Source organism: Nonomuraea sp. NPDC050643, assembly GCF_040654715.1.
Lineage (GTDB): Bacteria > Actinomycetota > Actinomycetes > Streptosporangiales > Streptosporangiaceae > Nonomuraea.
Map to the genome: position 1 here is coordinate 17,281 of NZ_JBFAIM010000022.1, position 15,202 is coordinate 32,482.

Annotated in this window: 16 protein-coding genes; 13 read left to right on the forward strand and 3 right to left on the reverse strand. The window is 70.5% G+C overall.

Annotation, left to right across the window (positions count from 1 at the left end):
- Positions 1–14 precede the first annotated feature (14 nt).
- The 4 genes from AB0I15_RS28575 to AB0I15_RS28590 all read left to right on the forward strand — a co-directional run bounded on the left by AB0I15_RS28575 (position 15) and on the right by AB0I15_RS28590 (position 6,250).
- On the forward strand, positions 15–734 hold the full coding sequence (locus AB0I15_RS28575; protein WP_358101855.1) for a response regulator transcription factor: 720 nt from the start codon (positions 15–17) through the stop codon (positions 732–734).
- A gap of 337 nt (positions 735–1,071) precedes the next feature.
- Positions 1,072–3,819: a pyruvate dehydrogenase (acetyl-transferring), homodimeric type gene (aceE, locus tag AB0I15_RS28580; protein ID WP_358101857.1), complete on the forward strand. Its 2,748-nt coding sequence runs from the start codon at positions 1,072–1,074 to the stop codon at positions 3,817–3,819.
- Positions 3,820–4,005: 186 nt separating this feature from the next.
- The gene (locus AB0I15_RS28585; protein ID WP_358101859.1) at positions 4,006–5,502 is read left to right on the forward strand and encodes an alpha/beta hydrolase; all 1,497 of its coding nucleotides are present in this window, start codon (positions 4,006–4,008) and stop codon (positions 5,500–5,502) included.
- Positions 5,503–5,512: 10 nt separating this feature from the next.
- On the forward strand, positions 5,513–6,250 hold the full coding sequence (locus tag AB0I15_RS28590) for a maleylpyruvate isomerase family mycothiol-dependent enzyme (protein WP_358101861.1): 738 nt from the start codon (positions 5,513–5,515) through the stop codon (positions 6,248–6,250).
- A 160-nt stretch (positions 6,251–6,410) separates the two neighbouring features.
- Here the strand turns inward: AB0I15_RS28590 and AB0I15_RS28595 are convergent, their stop codons facing one another.
- Positions 6,411–6,770, reverse strand: a complete 360-nt coding sequence (locus AB0I15_RS28595) for a VOC family protein (RefSeq protein WP_358101863.1) — start codon at positions 6,768–6,770, stop codon at positions 6,411–6,413.
- A 74-nt stretch (positions 6,771–6,844) separates the two neighbouring features.
- Complete coding sequence (locus AB0I15_RS28600; protein ID WP_358101865.1) at positions 6,845–7,573, reverse strand: YafY family protein; 729 nt, start codon at positions 7,571–7,573, stop codon at positions 6,845–6,847.
- 196 nt (positions 7,574–7,769) lie between these two features.
- Between AB0I15_RS28600 and AB0I15_RS28605 the strand changes: the two genes are divergently transcribed.
- From AB0I15_RS28605 to AB0I15_RS28615, 3 genes are read left to right on the forward strand one after another with little or no spacing between them, the layout of a single operon-like run.
- Positions 7,770–8,048 (forward strand): hypothetical protein, encoded by a 279-nt coding sequence (locus AB0I15_RS28605; protein WP_358101867.1) that lies wholly within the window; start codon positions 7,770–7,772, stop codon positions 8,046–8,048.
- A 9-nt stretch (positions 8,049–8,057) separates the two neighbouring features.
- Positions 8,058–8,468 carry a hypothetical protein gene (locus tag AB0I15_RS28610; protein ID WP_358101869.1) on the forward strand — a complete coding sequence of 137 codons (411 nt, stop codon included), beginning with the start codon at positions 8,058–8,060 and terminating at the stop codon, positions 8,466–8,468.
- Positions 8,452–8,886, forward strand: coding sequence for a hypothetical protein (locus AB0I15_RS28615; protein WP_358101871.1), 435 nt, complete (start codon positions 8,452–8,454; stop codon positions 8,884–8,886). Before AB0I15_RS28610 ends, AB0I15_RS28615 begins: the two co-directional genes overlap by 17 nt.
- On the opposite strand, the gene AB0I15_RS28620 is transcribed toward AB0I15_RS28615, so the two are convergent.
- The gene (locus AB0I15_RS28620) at positions 8,790–9,812 is read right to left on the reverse strand and encodes a PHP domain-containing protein (protein ID WP_358101873.1); all 1,023 of its coding nucleotides are present in this window, start codon (positions 9,810–9,812) and stop codon (positions 8,790–8,792) included. The genes AB0I15_RS28615 and AB0I15_RS28620 overlap by 97 nt on opposite strands.
- Positions 9,813–9,914: 102 nt before the next feature.
- On the opposite strand from AB0I15_RS28620, the gene AB0I15_RS28625 reads away from it, so the two are divergent.
- From AB0I15_RS28625 to AB0I15_RS28650, 6 genes are all read left to right on the forward strand, one after another.
- Entirely contained in the window at positions 9,915–10,298 is a 384-nt protein-coding gene (locus AB0I15_RS28625; RefSeq protein WP_358101875.1) for a hypothetical protein, read from the forward strand.
- A gap of 4 nt (positions 10,299–10,302) precedes the next feature.
- On the forward strand, positions 10,303–11,448 hold the full coding sequence (locus tag AB0I15_RS28630; protein WP_358101877.1) for a glutathionylspermidine synthase family protein: 1,146 nt from the start codon (positions 10,303–10,305) through the stop codon (positions 11,446–11,448).
- A gap of 28 nt (positions 11,449–11,476) precedes the next feature.
- Positions 11,477–11,908, forward strand: a complete 432-nt coding sequence (locus AB0I15_RS28635) for a DUF350 domain-containing protein (protein WP_358101879.1) — start codon at positions 11,477–11,479, stop codon at positions 11,906–11,908.
- Positions 11,909–12,071: 163 nt separating this feature from the next.
- Positions 12,072–13,190, forward strand: coding sequence for a helix-turn-helix domain-containing protein (locus tag AB0I15_RS28640; RefSeq protein WP_358102118.1), 1,119 nt, complete (start codon positions 12,072–12,074; stop codon positions 13,188–13,190).
- Positions 13,191–13,293: 103 nt separating this feature from the next.
- Positions 13,294–14,190: an ACP S-malonyltransferase gene (locus tag AB0I15_RS28645; protein WP_358101881.1), complete on the forward strand. Its 897-nt coding sequence runs from the start codon at positions 13,294–13,296 to the stop codon at positions 14,188–14,190.
- Entirely contained in the window at positions 14,187–15,143 is a 957-nt protein-coding gene (locus tag AB0I15_RS28650; RefSeq protein ID WP_358101883.1) for a beta-ketoacyl-ACP synthase III, read from the forward strand. Before AB0I15_RS28645 ends, AB0I15_RS28650 begins: the two co-directional genes overlap by 4 nt.
- Positions 15,144–15,202 lie beyond the last annotated feature (59 nt).

Genomic DNA, 15,202 nt, shown 5'->3' on the forward strand with positions numbered 1-15,202 from the left:
GAGCGGATGACGGCATGAGGGCGGCGGATGACGGCATGAAGGCGACCGCACCCGGCACAGGAGCGGCCGATGACCGTACGGAAGGGGCCGCGGGCGGCAGGGCGATCCGGGTGCTCATCGTGGACGACCACGAGGTGGTCAGGCAGGGCCTGCGGTTCGTGCTGGACCAGGAGGAGGGCGTCGAGGTCGTGGGCGAGAGCGGCGACGGCGAGGGCGCGCTGCGCGCCGTGCCGCACCTGCGGCCCGACGTGATGCTGCTCGACCTCGTGATGCCCGGGACGGACGGCCTGGCGGTGCTCGAACGGCTGCGCGACCTGGACGAGCGCCCGGCGGTGATCGTGCTGAGCTCGTTCCAGGAGGACGACAGGGTGGTGGCGGCCGTGCGGCTGGGCGCGCTGTCGTACCTGTCCAAGACCTCGGCCGTCGATCGCGTCGTCGAGGCGGTACGGGCCGCCGCGCGCGGCGGCAGCGTGCTGGAGCCCGGGATCGCGGCGGTGCTGCTCGGCCGGACGCGCCGGCCGCTGGACACGCTGACGCCGAGGGAGCGCGAGGTGCTGGCCGCGCTGGCCAGGGGCCGCTCGAACGCCGAGATCGCCAGGAACCTGCGCATGGGGAGGGAGACCGTCAAGTCGCACGTCTCCAGCGTTCTGGCCAAGCTCGGCGTGGCCGACCGCACCCAGGCGGCGATCTACGCGCTGCAGCAGGGTCTCGTACCGCTCGACGAGGCACTCTAGGCCCGCGCGGGGCAGGCTTGAGGCAGGACGGCTAGACTCGCCCGCCGCGAGTGAGAACACTCCCCGGCCGGGGAGCCAAGCCTACGGAGGAGACATCCCAGGAGCGCCAAGACATTCGAGCGAAATTTCGTTCGTTTTCCTGTCTTGTTAAATTGTCCGTGGGATGTAACCTTTGGTGGCAATTCGTCCTACCATCGGTGGTCTAGGCCATCGTAGATGGCCCTGCCAGCAGGGACACTCTGGTTACTGGCTAGTAGAGATGCGTTTTCTACGGCTAGCGACCAGGATGGAAGGCGACCCAGACCAGACATCAGTCCATCTCGGAAGGCGAGACCCAGTGGCTTCCGGACGCCAGCGATTCTCGATCATCAGCGACGGCCTACCCAGCCAGCTGCCTGATGTCGATCCCAGCGAGACCAACGAGTGGCTCGAGTCTCTCGACAACGTCGTCAAGACCGAGGGCCGCACCAGAGCCCGCTACCTGATGCTCCGCATGCTGGAGCGGGCCCGCGAGCACCAGGTCGGCGTGCCGGGCCTGCGCAGCACCGACTACATCAACACGATCCCGCCGGAGCGCGAGCCCTGGTTCCCGGGCGACGAGCATGTCGAGCGCCGCATCCGCGCCTACATCCGCTGGAACGCGGCCATCATGGTGTCCCGGGCCAACGCCCGCACCAACGTGGGCGGCCACATCGCCACCTACGCCTCGGCCGCCTCGCTCTACGAAGTGGGCTTCAACCACTTCTTCCGCGGCAAGGATCACGGCGAGTCGGGCGACCAGGTCTTCTTCCAGGGCCACGCCGCGCCGGGCATCTACGCCCGTGCCTTCCTCGAGGGCCGGCTCAACGAGGCCCAGCTCGACGCGTTCCGCCAGGAGCTGTCGCACGGTTTCCACGGGCTGCCCTCCTACCCGCACCCGCGGCTCATGCCGGACTTCTGGGAGTTCCCGACGGTCTCCATGGGCCTGGGCCCGATCGGCGCGATCTACCAGGCGCGGTTCAACCGCTATCTGCTCAACCGCGAGCTCAAGGACACCAGCCGCAGCCACGTGTGGGCGTTCCTGGGCGACGGCGAGATGGACGAGCCCGAGTCGCTCGGCGCGATCGGCCTGGCCGCGCGCGAGGAGCTCGACAACCTCACCTTCGTGATCAACTGCAACCTGCAGCGGCTCGACGGCCCGGTGCGCGGCAACGGCAAGATCATTCAGGAGCTGGAGTCGTACTTCCGCGGCGCCGGCTGGAACGTGATCAAGGTCGTGTGGGGCCGCGACTGGGACCCGCTGCTGGCGGCCGACGTCGACGGCGTGCTGGTCAACCAGATGAACACGACCCCCGACGGCCAGTTCCAGACCTACTCGGTCGAGTCCGGCGGCTACATCCGCGACAACTTCTTCGGCGGCGACCCGCGCCTGCGCAAGATGGTCGAGCACCTGACCGACGACGACATCCGCAAGCTGTCGCGCGGCGGCCACGACTACCGCAAGGTCTACGCGGCGTTCAAGTCGGCCCGCGAGCACGTCGGCCAGCCGACGGTGATCCTCGCCCAGACCATCAAGGGCTGGACGCTCGGCAAGGACTTCGAGGCGCGCAACGCCACGCACCAGATGAAGAAGCTCACCAAGGCCGAGCTGAAGGAGTTCCGCGACCGGCTCTACCTGCCGATCCCGGACTCGGCGCTCGAGGGCGACCTGCCGCCCTACTTCCACCCGGGCGAGAACGACCCCGAGATCCAGTACATGAAGGAGCGCCGCGCGGCGCTCGGCGGCGTGCTGCCCAAGCGCGTCATGCGCGCCAAGCCGGTCAAGCTGCCCGGCGACGAGGTCTACGGCTCGTTCGGCAAGGGCTCGGGCAAGCAGCAGGTCGCCACCACGATGGCGTTCGTACGGCTGCTCAAGGACCTCATGCGCGACAAGGAGATCGGCCACCGGTTCGTGCCGATCATCCCCGACGAGGCCCGTACGTTCGGTCTCGACGCCATGTTCCCGACGGCGAAGATCTACTCCCCGCACGGCCAGACCTACGAGGCCGTCGACAGGGAGCTGCTGCTGTCGTACAAGGAGTCGGTGCAGGGGCAGATCCTGCACGAGGGCATCAGCGAGTCGGGCTCGATGGCCTCGGCCATCGCGGCCGGCACGGCCTACGCCACGCACGGCGAGCACATGATCCCGATCTACATCTTCTACTCGATGTTCGGGTGGCAGCGGACCGGCGACCAGATGTGGCAGATGGCCGACCAGATGACCCGCGGCTTCCTGCTCGGCGCCACCGCGGGCCGCACCACGCTCAACGGCGAGGGCCTGCAGCACGAAGACGGCCACACGCCGCTCATCGCCTCGACCAACCCGGCCGCGGTCAGCTACGACCCGTCCTGGGCGTTCGAGGTGGCGCACATCGTCAAGGACGGCCTGCGCAGGATGTACGGCGACCAGCAGGAGGACGTCTTCTACTACCTGACCGTCTACAACGAGCCCTACCTGCAGCCGGCGCAACCGGCGGACATCGACATACCTGGCCTGCTCAAGGGCCTGTACAAGTTCGCCGACGGGCCGCAGACGCAGGGCCCGAAGGCCAACATCCTGTCCTCCGGCGTGGCCGGGCCGTGGGCGATGGAGGCGCAGCGGCTGCTGGCCGAGGACTGGGGCGTGTCGGCGACCGTGTGGTCGGCCACGTCGTGGTCCGAGCTGCGCCGCGACGCGCTGGCGGCCGAGGAGCACAACCTGCTCAACCCCGACGCCGAGCAGCGCGTCCCCTACGTCACCCAGGCGCTGTCCGAGGCGCAGGGGCCGTTCGTGGGCGTCAGCGACTACATGAAGGCCGTGCAGGACCAGATCGCGCAGTGGGTGCCGGGTGACTGGTCCTCGCTGGGCACCGACGGGTTCGGCCTGTCCGACACCCGCTCGGCGCTGCGCCGCCACTTCCACGTGGACGCCGCCTCGATCACGCTGGCCGTGCTGACCAGCCTGGTCAAGCGGGGCGAGCTCGACGGCGAGGTGCTGCGCGAGGCCATCGCCCGCTACCACCTCAAGAACGGCGTCACCGAGGCCGGTGGCGCGGAGAGCAACGACACCCAATCGATGGGCGTCTGAGTCATCCGTTCACGGCGCTCCCGCGAATACCTTTCGCGGGAGCGCCGTCATCTCCGGCCGTCCGCGCCGCAGGGCCTGTGAGGCGGCACGTTGCAGGAGGGGTACGTGCCGCCTCACCCGGGTTTGGTGCAGGGTCACGTATTGTGGGCACTACTTCCCCCTGAGCTCTGTGAGGGGAACTTTCGTATGCGTCGCGTCCTAGCCGCCGCCCTGATCGTGACGGCCGCCGGCTGCTCCACCGCACCCGCCGAACCGGCCTCGGAGTCCACCGCGGACCCCACCAAGATCGCGTGGGGGCCGTGCACCGATCTGAAGCGCCCCGACGGCGAGCCACCGGCCCGCCAGGACCCCTCGGTACGGTGCGGCAAACTCGCAGTGCCCCTCGACTACACCAAGCCCGACGGGGAGCAGCTCGATCTGGCGCTCATCAAGGTGGCGGCCACCGGCAAGGGTAAGCCGCTGGGCTCGGTGGTGTTCAACTTCGGCGGCCCCGGCGCCTCCGGCGTCGACACGCTCGACCAGGCGGCCAAGGTGCTCGCCCCGCTGCGCGCCCGCTACGACCTGATCAGCTTCGACCCGCGCGGCGTCGAGCGCAGCTCCGGCGTACGCTGCGGCGACGGCGCCGAGATGGACAAGTTCACCTCACTGGACACGCTGCCGCCCGGCGACGAGACACGCCGGCAGATCGAGGGGGCGAACAAGCGGTTCGCCGACCTCTGCGAGCAGAACTCCGGCAAGATCCTCCCCTACGTCGGCACCGTGAACGCCGCCCGCGACATGGACCGCATCCGCGCCGCGGTCGGCGACGCCAAGCTCAACTACGTCGGCATGTCCTACGGCACCCAGCTCGGCGGCGTGTACGCCACCAAGTTCCCGAAGAACGTGGGCCGCATGGTCCTCGACGCGCCGCTCGACCCGTCGGTCACGTTCGAGCAGCGGACGCTGGCCCAGACGCGCGGCTTCCAGAAGGCGTACGAGAGCTTCCTGCGCGCCTGCGTCAAGGGCGCCTGCCCGATCGGCAAGGACCAGGCGACCGCCGACAACAACGTCGAGAAGCTGATGACCCAGCTCGCCGGCAAGCCCCTGACGGTCAACGGCCGCCAGCTCACCCAGGGCCTGGCCGCCACCGGCGTGGCCGCCGCGCTCTACTCGGAGCTGACCTGGCCCTTCCTGGAGCAGGCGCTCGGCGAGGCGCTCAAGGGCAAGGGCGAGGCGCTGCTGTACCTGGCCGACTCCTACACCGGGCGCAACGAGGACGGCACCTACTCCACGCAGATGACCAGCTTCCCGGCCATCACCTGCGTCGACACCGCCGAGCGGCCCGACGAGGCGGCGCTGCGGCGCACCGAGGCGGCGGCGCTGAAGATCTCGCCGCTGTTCGGCAGCGAGGGGTCGGGCGGGCTGTGCCGCGTCTGGCCGGTCAAGGGCAGCAACGAGGCGCGGCACGTGGACGCCACCGGGTCCGCGCCGATCCTGGTGGTGGGCGGCAAGGGCGACCCGGCCACGCCGTACGAGTGGGCGCCCAAGCTGACGGCCCAGCTCAAGACCGCGACGCTGGTGACGTACCAGGGTGAGGGGCATGGGGCGTACCTATCGGGCAGCAAGTGCGTACAGGGGCTGGTGGACGCCTACCTGATCGAGGGGAAGATGCCCGGTAAGGGCGCCACGTGCCCCGCGGCCTAGTCTGGGCCGGGTGAAGGACTACGACTCACAGATCCAGACGGAGGCCGCGCGCCTGGCGGCCCTGGCCGGCGACCTGTCCGTCCCGGTGCCCACGTGCCCGGGATGGACGCTCGCCGAGCTGATCACCCATGTCGGCCAGACCCACCGCTGGGCGACGCACGTCCTGCGCAACCGGGTCCAGGAGCGGATCTGGTCGCGGCAGGTGCCCAGCGATCTGGCCGAGGGACGGAGCGGCGACGCGGCCTGGCTCACGGCGGGGGCGGCCGAACTGCTCGAGACCCTGCGCGCCACCGACCCGTCGATGACGGTGTGGACGTGGGGGCCGGACGGGCGGGCGTCCTGGTGGCCGCGCCGCATGCTCTTCGAGCTGGTGGTCCACCGGGCCGACGCGGAGCTCGCGCTGGGCGCCGACCCGGCCGTCCCGGCGGAGACCGCGATCGACGGCATCGAGGAGTTCCTGCACAACCTGCCGCACGCCGCGTGGGTCACCCGGCCGCTGGCCGAGCTCGGTGTGGAGGGGGCCACGATCCACCTCCACGCCACCGACGCCGACGGCGAGTGGACCGTCACCCAGGAAGCCGCCGGGAAGATCACATGGGCGCGCGGCCACGCCAAGGGCGACGCCGCCGTCCGGGGCCCGGTGGGCGATCTGCTGCTCCTGTTGTACGGCCGCCGCTCCCCCGACGCGCTGACCGTGTACGGCGACCGCGCCCTGCTGGACCGCTGGCTGTCGGCCGCCGCCTTCTAGCCGCGCTCCCCGGCAGGGCAGGAGAGTGGCCCTGGACGCGCCGCCGCTCGGCGATCGGCGGCGTGTCCAGGGCGATGGTGAACCGCTTTCGCGAGAAAGCGGCCCGCTCACCGGCCGGAGTGTCGCGGGGAAGGCGCAGTCACGGCCGGCGGACGAATGATCACCTGCGGTGGAAGACCCCGAAGACACTGCCCGACGTGTCACGCAGGTAGGCGAAGTCGGTGCCGGCGCCGTCGTCGATCACTTTCATGATCACCTTGCCGCCGAGAGACTCGCTCGTGGCGCAGGTCGCCTCGACGTCGGCCACCTGCACGTGGAAGACCGCGTGGCTCGGGAACTCGCCCTTGGTGTTGAACAGCCCGCCCGCGGGCTGCTCGGCACCCGGGTAGCCGATCATCCGGTAGTCGATCGGCCCCGCCTCGCCGGCGGCGAAGGTCCAGCCGAACAGGCCGCCGTAGAAGCGCTGGGCGCCTTCGGGGTCATCGGTCGCGACCTCGAACCAGGTCACCGTGTTGTCCATCGTCGTCTCCCTTTCTCGAACAAGACAACGATCTAACGTGTCGGCGACAACCCTATGTCGGTGTTTTCGATTGATTAATCGAGCAGAGTCCCGTGGACGATCATCTCGGGGACGTCGGTGGCGAAGCCTTCGAGCGGCCGATCGGGGCAGCGCTCGGCGGTGACGGTGGCGGCGGCGATGCGGTCGAGGCGGAAGACGCGTACGTCGTCGCGCAGGCGGCACCACGCCACGAGATACCAGAACCCGCCGCGCCCACCCAGGAACACCCCCGGCTCGACGTCGCGGGAGGTCAGCGCGCCCTTGGCGTCGGCGTAGTCGAGCCGGAGCACGCGGCGGCGCAGCAGCGCCTCCTCGATGGCCCGGGAGATGCCCTCGGCGCCGAGGGGCTGGATCTCGGTGCCCTGCTCGGGCGGCAGGTGGACCATCTGCACGCGGCGGGCCAGCTCTCGGGCCAGCTCGCCCTCGGTGCCCGGCATCGCGGCCACCACCTTGCGTAACGCGCTGCGCGCCTGGCGGCCGAACGGCTGGTCGCCGGCCCGGCTGAGCGCCACCGCGATGGCCACGGCCTCGGCGGGGGTGAAGTTGAGCGGGGGCAGGGACATCGTCTTGTCGATGGCGTAGCCGCCCTTGCGGCCGGTCTCGGCGTAGATCGGCACGCCCGACTCCTGCAGCGCCGTGATGTCGCGCTCGATCGTGCGCACGCTCACCTCGAACCGCTTGGCGAGCTCTCGGGCCGAGCGGCAGCGTGGCGCGATGGCGCGCAGGTCCTCGACGAGCGCGTAGAGCCGGTCGGTACGATTCACAGCCGAGACGCTACGCCGAGCCACCGACAATCGCGGTGTGACCGGCGGTCTGGCCACCGGCGCCTCACCTCATGGCAACACAAATCTCACGCCTCGGAGGTGTTCCTCCGTCAAGGTGCTTGAAGCGGCGTGAGGCGAAAAATGCCCGAATATTATCCGATCCTTCAGCCTTCGCAGGGACGGCCTGGACGTCGAGGTGGTCCTGCGCCACTGCCTGCGGGCCCGGCGGCTGGCGCTGGCCAGGGACGCCCTGCTCGTCCTCGCCATGATCGCCGCCTGGATCGCGGAGCCGATGTCCGTGGCCGTGCTGCCGGCGATCTTCGTGCCCATGGTGGTCATCCAGGCGCAGGCCGGGCGGCGGCCGAGCAGGGACCGGTCGTTCTTGTACGCCGTGATGGTCGTGACGCTGTTCCTGCTCATCGGCTGGGCCGCGGCGCTGACGCGCGACGCGCTGGGCCCCGGCGGGCGGGCCTGACTCCACTCGATGACGAAGGATCTGCCCGTCGGCACCGGCGCGGTCGCCTTCGTCGCGCTCGCCGCCCTGATCCTCGCCCTGATCCTCGCCGGGTTCCGTGCCGTGGTGACGCGCACCTTCGTCCACGGGCTGCGGGCCGGCGGCCGGCACCGGCCGCCCCGCGTGTACGGCCCGTGGACCCGCCGTCGGACGGCCTACCTGGCCGCCGCCCAGCACGGCGACATCGCGCTCTACTCCGGCGACCACAGGACGGACGACGATGACGACGACCCGCAGCACGCCGCCGCGCGCTCCCCGTTCCTGACATTCTCCGACGATCCGGCCTTCCTCGGTGCCGGCTCCGTCGCCCAGGTCTGGTCGGTCGGCGCGGAGCCGGACCTCAAGGACGGCAGGCGAGGGCCCCATGGAACGCCGAGCTGAGATCCGCATCGAGGGCAGCACGTTCGGCGATCAGGTGGCCATCGGGAACGCCGGGCCCGTCACGCAGACCGGCGGCCCCGCGCACCCGGCCCAGGCGGCGGCGGACGCGCTGGTGCGCCTGGTGTCGGAGCACCTGGAGGAGCTCGACCCCGCCACCGCGGCGAAGGTCCGGCGCGACGCCCTGGAGGTGCAGGCCGAGCTGCGCGAGCCCGATCCCGACCAGAGCCGGATCCGGGCCGCGCTGGGCCGCGTCGGGCAGCGGGCCGCGACCGTGCTGCCGGTGGCCGGGGCGGCGGCCGAGATCCTCAGCCTGTTCGCCGGTCAGGCCGCGGTCCAGTCGAGGAGCCTGTCCAGGGGCCAGGTGTTCACGACGCGCTCGGCCTCGATCCCGCACCTGGCGGCGCGCTCACACCCGTGACGCTGCCAGTCGAGCTGCCCGGGCGCGTGCGCGTCGGAGTCGATCGAGAACACGCACCCCATCTCGTACGCCAGCCGCATCAGCCGCTTCGGCGGGTCCAGCCGGTCGGGACGGGAGTTGATCTCGACCGCCACCCCGAACCGCCGGCACGCCTCGAAGACCAGCTCCGCCTCGAACTCCGACTCCGGCCGCTTCACCCCTCGTTTTCCCCCGGCCTGCACCACCCGCCCCGTGCAGTGCCCCAGGACGTCGACCAGCGGATCGGCGATGGCGGTGACCATCCGGCGCGTCATGTCCTCGCCGCCCATGCGCAGCTTGGAGTGCACGCTGGCCACCACGACGTCCAGCCGCCCGAGCAGCTCGGGCTCCTGGTCGAGGGAGCCGTCGAGGTTGATGTCCACCTCGATCCCGGTCAGGATCCGGAACGGCGACAGCCGCTCGTTCAGCTTGGCCACCACCTCGAGCTGCCGCTCCAGCCGCTCGGCCGACAGCCCCTTGGCCACGGTCAGGCGCGGCGAGTGGTCGGTCAGCGCCCAGTATTCGTGCCCGAGCGCGAGGGCCGCCTCCGCCATCTCCTCGATCGGCGAACCCCCGTCGGACCAGTCGGAATGGCTGTGCAGGTCGCCCTTCAGCGCGGCCCGCAGCGCGGCGGTCTGCTCGTCGAGCTCGACGTCCGCGGTGGCCCGCATTCGGCGCAGGTAGGTAGGAACCTCTCCATTCAGGCTTTCGTTTACCACAAGGGCGGTGACCTTCCCGATTCCGGGCAGGTCGCCGAGCCCGCCGCCACGGGCCAGCCGGACGAGCTCCTCTTCGGGAAGATCGTCCACGACCGCGGCGGCGCGGCGGAAGGCACGTACGCGGTATGTGGGCTCGCCCGCGCGCTCGAGCAGAAAGGCGATCTCGCGCAGGGCCTCGACCGGATCCATGCGTTCATTCATACCCAAGTGAACGACAACCACAGGGATCTACACATTGAACGGGGATGAGGGCCACCGCTAGGCTGATCGGCCCAGGAAAGCAGGAGTTTGATGGCACATCCGGCGCACACACAGCCGCCGCGCAAGTCGTCGAAGGTCGTCCCGTTGGTCGTGCTCGGGGTCCTGTCCGTGATGGTGGTCGGTTACTGCGCCGCCGTCTCGGACGACGAGGAGACCACCGCGGACTGCGTCGTCCAGTTGGACGACGGCACCTACGAGGTCGTCGACGACGATTACTGCGATGACGACAACCGCAGCACGGTCTACTACGGGGGATCGCGCGGGGCGTACATGTGGTACTACGGCGGGCGAAGAGTCGGCAATCGCGTCGAGGGCGGCACCACGGTGCGCCCCTCCGACACCAACATCAGCAGCCGTAACGGCAAGGAGATCCAGCGGGGCGGCTTCGGCCGTAGCTGGAGCGGCGGGAGCTGACCGAGTGCGCCGCGAACATTCCGCTCCCAGGGCCGGCTGGGAGAAGACGATCGAGAGCCAGGGGCTGGCCTACCACCGCGCCGCCCACCCGTCGGGGCTGAGCCGCCCTTACTGGGACGAGTCCACCCACTACGTCTTCTCGATGGACGAGGTCGAGGAGCTGGAGAGACAGGTCGAGGAGCTGCACGACATGTGCCTGCGGGCCGTCGAGCACGTCGTCTCGGCCGGGCGCTACGCCGACTTCGCCATCCCCGAATGGGCGTGGGAGGAGGTCGCCCGCTCGTGGGAGCGGCGCGACGCCTACGTCTACGCCCGCTTCGACCTGCGCTACGACGGCACGGGGGCGGCCAAGCTGCTGGAGTACAACGCCGACACGCCGACCTCGCTGGTGGAGTCGTCGGTCGTGCAGTGGTTCTGGCTGCAGGACGTCTTCCCCGGCGACGACCAGTGGAACTCGGTCCACGAGCGGCTGATCGAGCGCTGGCGCGGGCTGCGGCTGCCGCCGGGGCCCACCCACTTCGCGTTCACGAACGCGGACGAGACCGGCGAGGAGGCCATGACCGTGGCCTACCTCCAGGACACCGCCGAGCAGGCCGGCCTGCAGACCGTCGCCGTCGCCATGGAGGACATCGGCTGGGACGCGCTCAACCGCCAGTTCGTCGACGTCGAGGAGCGCATGATCCGCTCCGCCTTCAAGCTCTACCCGTGGGAGTGGATGCTGGCCGACGACTTCGGCAGACACGCCGTACGGCATGCCACCTGGATCGAGCCGCTGTGGAAGACGCTGCTGTCCAACAAGGCGCTGCTGGCCGTGCTGTGGGAGCTCAACCCCGGCCATCCGAACCTGCTGCCCGCCTACCTCGACGGCCCCCGCGACCTGACGTCCTACATCGCCAAGCCACTGCTCGGCAGGGAGGGCGCCTCGATGCGCATCGTCACGCCCGAGGGCACCCAGGAGACGCCGGGCGTCTACGGCCGGGAGGGCTACGTCTACCAGGGCTTCGAGGCGCTGCCCGTCTTCGAGGGACAGCGGCCGGTGCTCGGCGCCTGGATGGTCGCCGACGAGGCCGCCGGGCTGGGCATCAGGGAGACGACCGGCCTCATCACCGACGACACCTCATCTTTCGTGCCACATCGCATCGCGGTGTGAACCCCCTTCTTCGCCTGATTGGAACCACGTGACTCTTCTCGAGACCCTCGCCCGCGGGGCGGGAGCCATCGCCTCATATGCCGCCGTCGGCGTGATCCTCATGATCATCGGCTTCTACGTGATCGACTGGGCCACGCCCGGCAAGCTCAGCGAGATCATCCGCAGCGAGCGCAACCCCAACGCCACCCTGCTGACCACCTCGGCCCTGGCCGCGGTCGGCCTGATCGTGGCGGCCTCCATCTGGGCCTCCGGCGGCCGCCTGGCCGAAGGGCTCGCCAGCACGGCGGTCTTCGGCCTGGTCGGCATCGTGGTGCAGACGGTCGCCATGCTGATGTTCGACAAGATCGTCGGCATCTCCGTACGCGACCTCATCAAGGAGCCCAAGCTGGAGCCGGGCGCGCGGCTGCTGGCGGTGACCCACGTCGCGATCGGCCTCATCACGGCCGTCGCCGTGATCTAGACCGTGGTCTACACCGTGATCTACACCGCGATCCAGACCGTCACCGGGAGCCGTGATCTCGACCGGCGCGAACCGCCGTTCCGGTCATCCTGAGGGACCTGGCACTCTAGGAGACGTGACAGACCGGACCCGGGAGGACACCACACGCAGGCTCGAGCGGGCCATGGGCTCGCTCGGCACGGCGGCGATGGCGCGCATGGACGAGCAGCTCCCGTGGTTCCGCGCGCTCAGCGCCGAGGACCGCTCGTGGGTGGGGCTCGTCGCCCAGGCCGGCATCGCCGCGTTCGTGGAGTGGTTCCAGCAGGCGGGCAGAGACACGCCCAGCATCGAGTTCTTCGGCACGGCCCCGCGCGAGCTCAAGCGCTCGATCTCGCTGCAGCAGACGGTCGACATCGTCAGGGTCGTGGTCGAGGTGGTCGAGGCGCAGGCCCACGAACTGGCCGCCCCCGGCGGCGAGGACCAGCTCCAGCAGGCCATGCTGCGCTACACGCGCGACGTCGCCTTCGCCGCCGCCCACGTCTACGCCCGCGAGGCCGAGGCCAGGGGCTCGTGGGACGCCCGGCTCGAGGCCCTGATCGTCGACGCCCTCGTCCGCGGCGAGGTGGACGACGGGCTGCACTCCTGGGCCGCCGCGCTCGGCTGGACCTCCTCTCCCGTGGTCGTCATCGCCGGCCACGCCCCCGAGGACGACCCGCGGGCGGTCATCGACGGGCTGCGCGAGAAGGGCCGCCGCATCGGCATGGACCTGCTGGCCGGGGTGCAGGCCGACCGGCTGATCGTGATCGTGGGCGGGGCCGGCAGCGTCAACGACGCGGCCAGGCAGGTCGTGGCCCGCTTCGGCGTCGGGCCCATCGTCATCGGCCCCGAGGTGCCCGACCTGCACGCCGCCGCCAGGTCCGCCAGGGCGGCGCTGGCCGGGCTGAAGGCCTCCTCCGGCTGGCCGGACGCGCCCCGGCCGGTGCACGCCGAGGACCTGCTGGCCGAGCGGGCGCTCGACGGCGACGTGGACGCCAGGGAGCAGCTCATCGAGAACGTCTTCCTGCCGCTGGCGGGCACGCCGCTGCTCGACACGCTGGCGACGTACCTGGAGCAGGGCACCTCGCTGGAGGCGACGGCGCGGCTGCTGTTCGTCCACCCCAACACGGTCCGCTACCGCCTCAAGAAAATCACCGAACTGACCGGCTACCAGCCCACCGAGGGCCGCTCCGCCTTCACGCTGCAGGTCGGCCTCATCCTCGGCAGGCTCTCGGAAAGTGCCGTAATGTGGCGCGCCCTAACGTAACCATGCCGAAATCCCCACTGTAGGGTTCCTACAAAACACCCCGGACAAAGTTCGTACGGATCTCCATCCGCGTGTCGGAGTTCTACAGGGCATGGTGGTTTTTGTGCTTGTACTCGTCGCCCCGGGCCAAGGTGCCCAAACCCCAGGCTTCCTGACTCCTTGGCTCGAGCTGCCCGGTCTGGCCGACAGACTCGGCGCCTGGTCGGAGGTCGTCGGGCTCGACCTGGTCGCCTATGGCACGACCGCCGACGCCGACGAGATCCGCGACACCGCCGTCGCGCAGCCGCTGCTCGTGGCCACCGCCCTCGCCTCGGCCGAGGCGCTCGGCGCGGCCCCCGATCTGCTGGCGGGCCACAGCGTCGGCGAGTTCGCCGCCGCGGCGCTGGCCGGGGTGCTCACCCCCGAGCAGGCGCTCACCCTGGTCCGCGAGCGCGCCCAGGCCATGGCCAAGGCCGCCGCCGTCACCGACACCGGCATGACCGCCGTGCTCGGCGGCGTCGCGGAAGAGGTGCTGGCCGCCCTCGACAAGCACGGGCTGACCGCCGCCAACATCAACGGCGCGGGCCAGCTCGTGGCCGGCGGCACGATGGAGCAGCTCGCCGCGTTCAAGGAGGACGCGCCGGCCCGTGCCCGCCTCATCTCGCTCTCCGTCGCGGGCGCCTTCCACACCCGCCACATGGCCCCGGCCGTGGAGAGCCTGCGCGAGGCCGCCGCGGCCGTCGTCCCCGCCGACCCCGGCGTGAAGCTGCTGTCCAACGCCGACGGGCAGGTGGTCGCCACCGGCGCCGAGTTCCTCGAGCGGCTGGTCAAGCAGGTCAGCAACCCCGTCAGGTGGGACACCTGCATGGAGACCATGGCCGGGCTCGGCGTCACGAAGATGATCGAGCTGCTGCCCGGCGGCACACTGACCGGCCTGGCCAAGCGCGCCCTGCGCGGCGTCCAGACGGTGGCGCTCAAGACCCCCGACGACCTCGACGCGGCCAGGGAGCTGATCAAATGAGGATCCCCGACGTAGCCCCCGGTGCCAAGGTGCTGGCACTCGGCCACTACCAGCCCGCCAATGTCGTCACCAACGACGACCTCGCCAAGACCATCGACACCAACGACGAGTGGATCCAGTCCCGCGTCGGCATCAAGGAGCGGCGGGTCGCCCCGGCGGGCGAGTCGGTCGAGGACATGGCCACCATCGCCGGCGGCAAGGCGCTGGCCGCGAGCGGCATGTCCCCCGCCGACGTCGACCTGGTCATCGTGGCCACCTGCACGCTCGAGACCCAGATCCCCAACGCCGCCGCGGTGGTGGGCCACCGTCTCGGCATCAAGGCCCCCGGCGCGTTCGACGTCAACGCCGCCTGCGCCGGGTTCTGCTACGCGCTCGCCACCGCCAGCGCCGCCGTACGCGGCGGGTCGGCCAGGAACGTGCTGGTCATCGGTGCCGAGAAGCTGTCGCAGTGGGTCGACTGGACCGACAGGTCCACGGCCGTGATCTTCGCCGACGGCGCCGGCGCGGCCGTGGTCGGCCCGTCCGAGGTGCCCGGCATCGGCCCCGTGGTCTGGGGGAGCTCCGGCGACAAGTCCGAGGCGATCTCCATCAAAGACCGCGACAACTACCTCTACCAAGAGGGCCAGACGGTCTTCCGCTGGGCCACCACCGCGCTGCACCCGGTGGCCCTCGAAGCCTGCGCCCGCGCCGGCGTGGACCCGTCCGAGCTGTCGGCGTTCGTGCCCCACCAGGCCAACCTGCGCATCATCGAGGCCATCGCCCGCAAGCTGGGCGCCGACCAGGCCGCCATCGCACGCGATATCGTCACCGCGGGCAACACCTCGGCCGCGTCCATCCCGCTTGCGCTCTCGCGCATGCTGGAGCGCGGCGAGGTCCGCTCGGGCGGTCTCGCGCTGGTGCTCGGCTTCGGCGCGGGTCTGACCTACGCGGGCCAAGTGATCGAGATTCCCTAGAATCCGATCTTGTTCCATCGAGCTTGTGCGGCCCGTCCGCACAGAACCCAGATAACCAA

Coding starts and splice junctions, on each gene's coding strand:
- AB0I15_RS28575 (WP_358101855.1), top strand. CDS start 15: ATGAGGGCGGCGGATGACGGCATGAAGGCGACCGCACCCGGCACAGGA.
- AB0I15_RS28585 (WP_358101859.1), top strand. CDS start 4,006: ATGCGTCGCGTCCTAGCCGCCGCCCTGATCGTGACGGCCGCCGGCTGC.
- AB0I15_RS28595 (WP_358101863.1), bottom strand. CDS start 6,770: ATGGACAACACGGTGACCTGGTTCGAGGTCGCGACCGATGACCCCGAA.
- AB0I15_RS28610 (WP_358101869.1), top strand. CDS start 8,058: ATGACGAAGGATCTGCCCGTCGGCACCGGCGCGGTCGCCTTCGTCGCG.
- AB0I15_RS28615 (WP_358101871.1), top strand. CDS start 8,452: ATGGAACGCCGAGCTGAGATCCGCATCGAGGGCAGCACGTTCGGCGAT.
- AB0I15_RS28620 (WP_358101873.1), bottom strand. CDS start 9,812: ATGGATCCGGTCGAGGCCCTGCGCGAGATCGCCTTTCTGCTCGAGCGC.
- AB0I15_RS28625 (WP_358101875.1), top strand. CDS start 9,915: ATGGCACATCCGGCGCACACACAGCCGCCGCGCAAGTCGTCGAAGGTC.
- AB0I15_RS28640 (WP_358102118.1), top strand. CDS start 12,072: ATGGGCTCGCTCGGCACGGCGGCGATGGCGCGCATGGACGAGCAGCTC.
- AB0I15_RS28650 (WP_358101883.1), top strand. CDS start 14,187: ATGAGGATCCCCGACGTAGCCCCCGGTGCCAAGGTGCTGGCACTCGGC.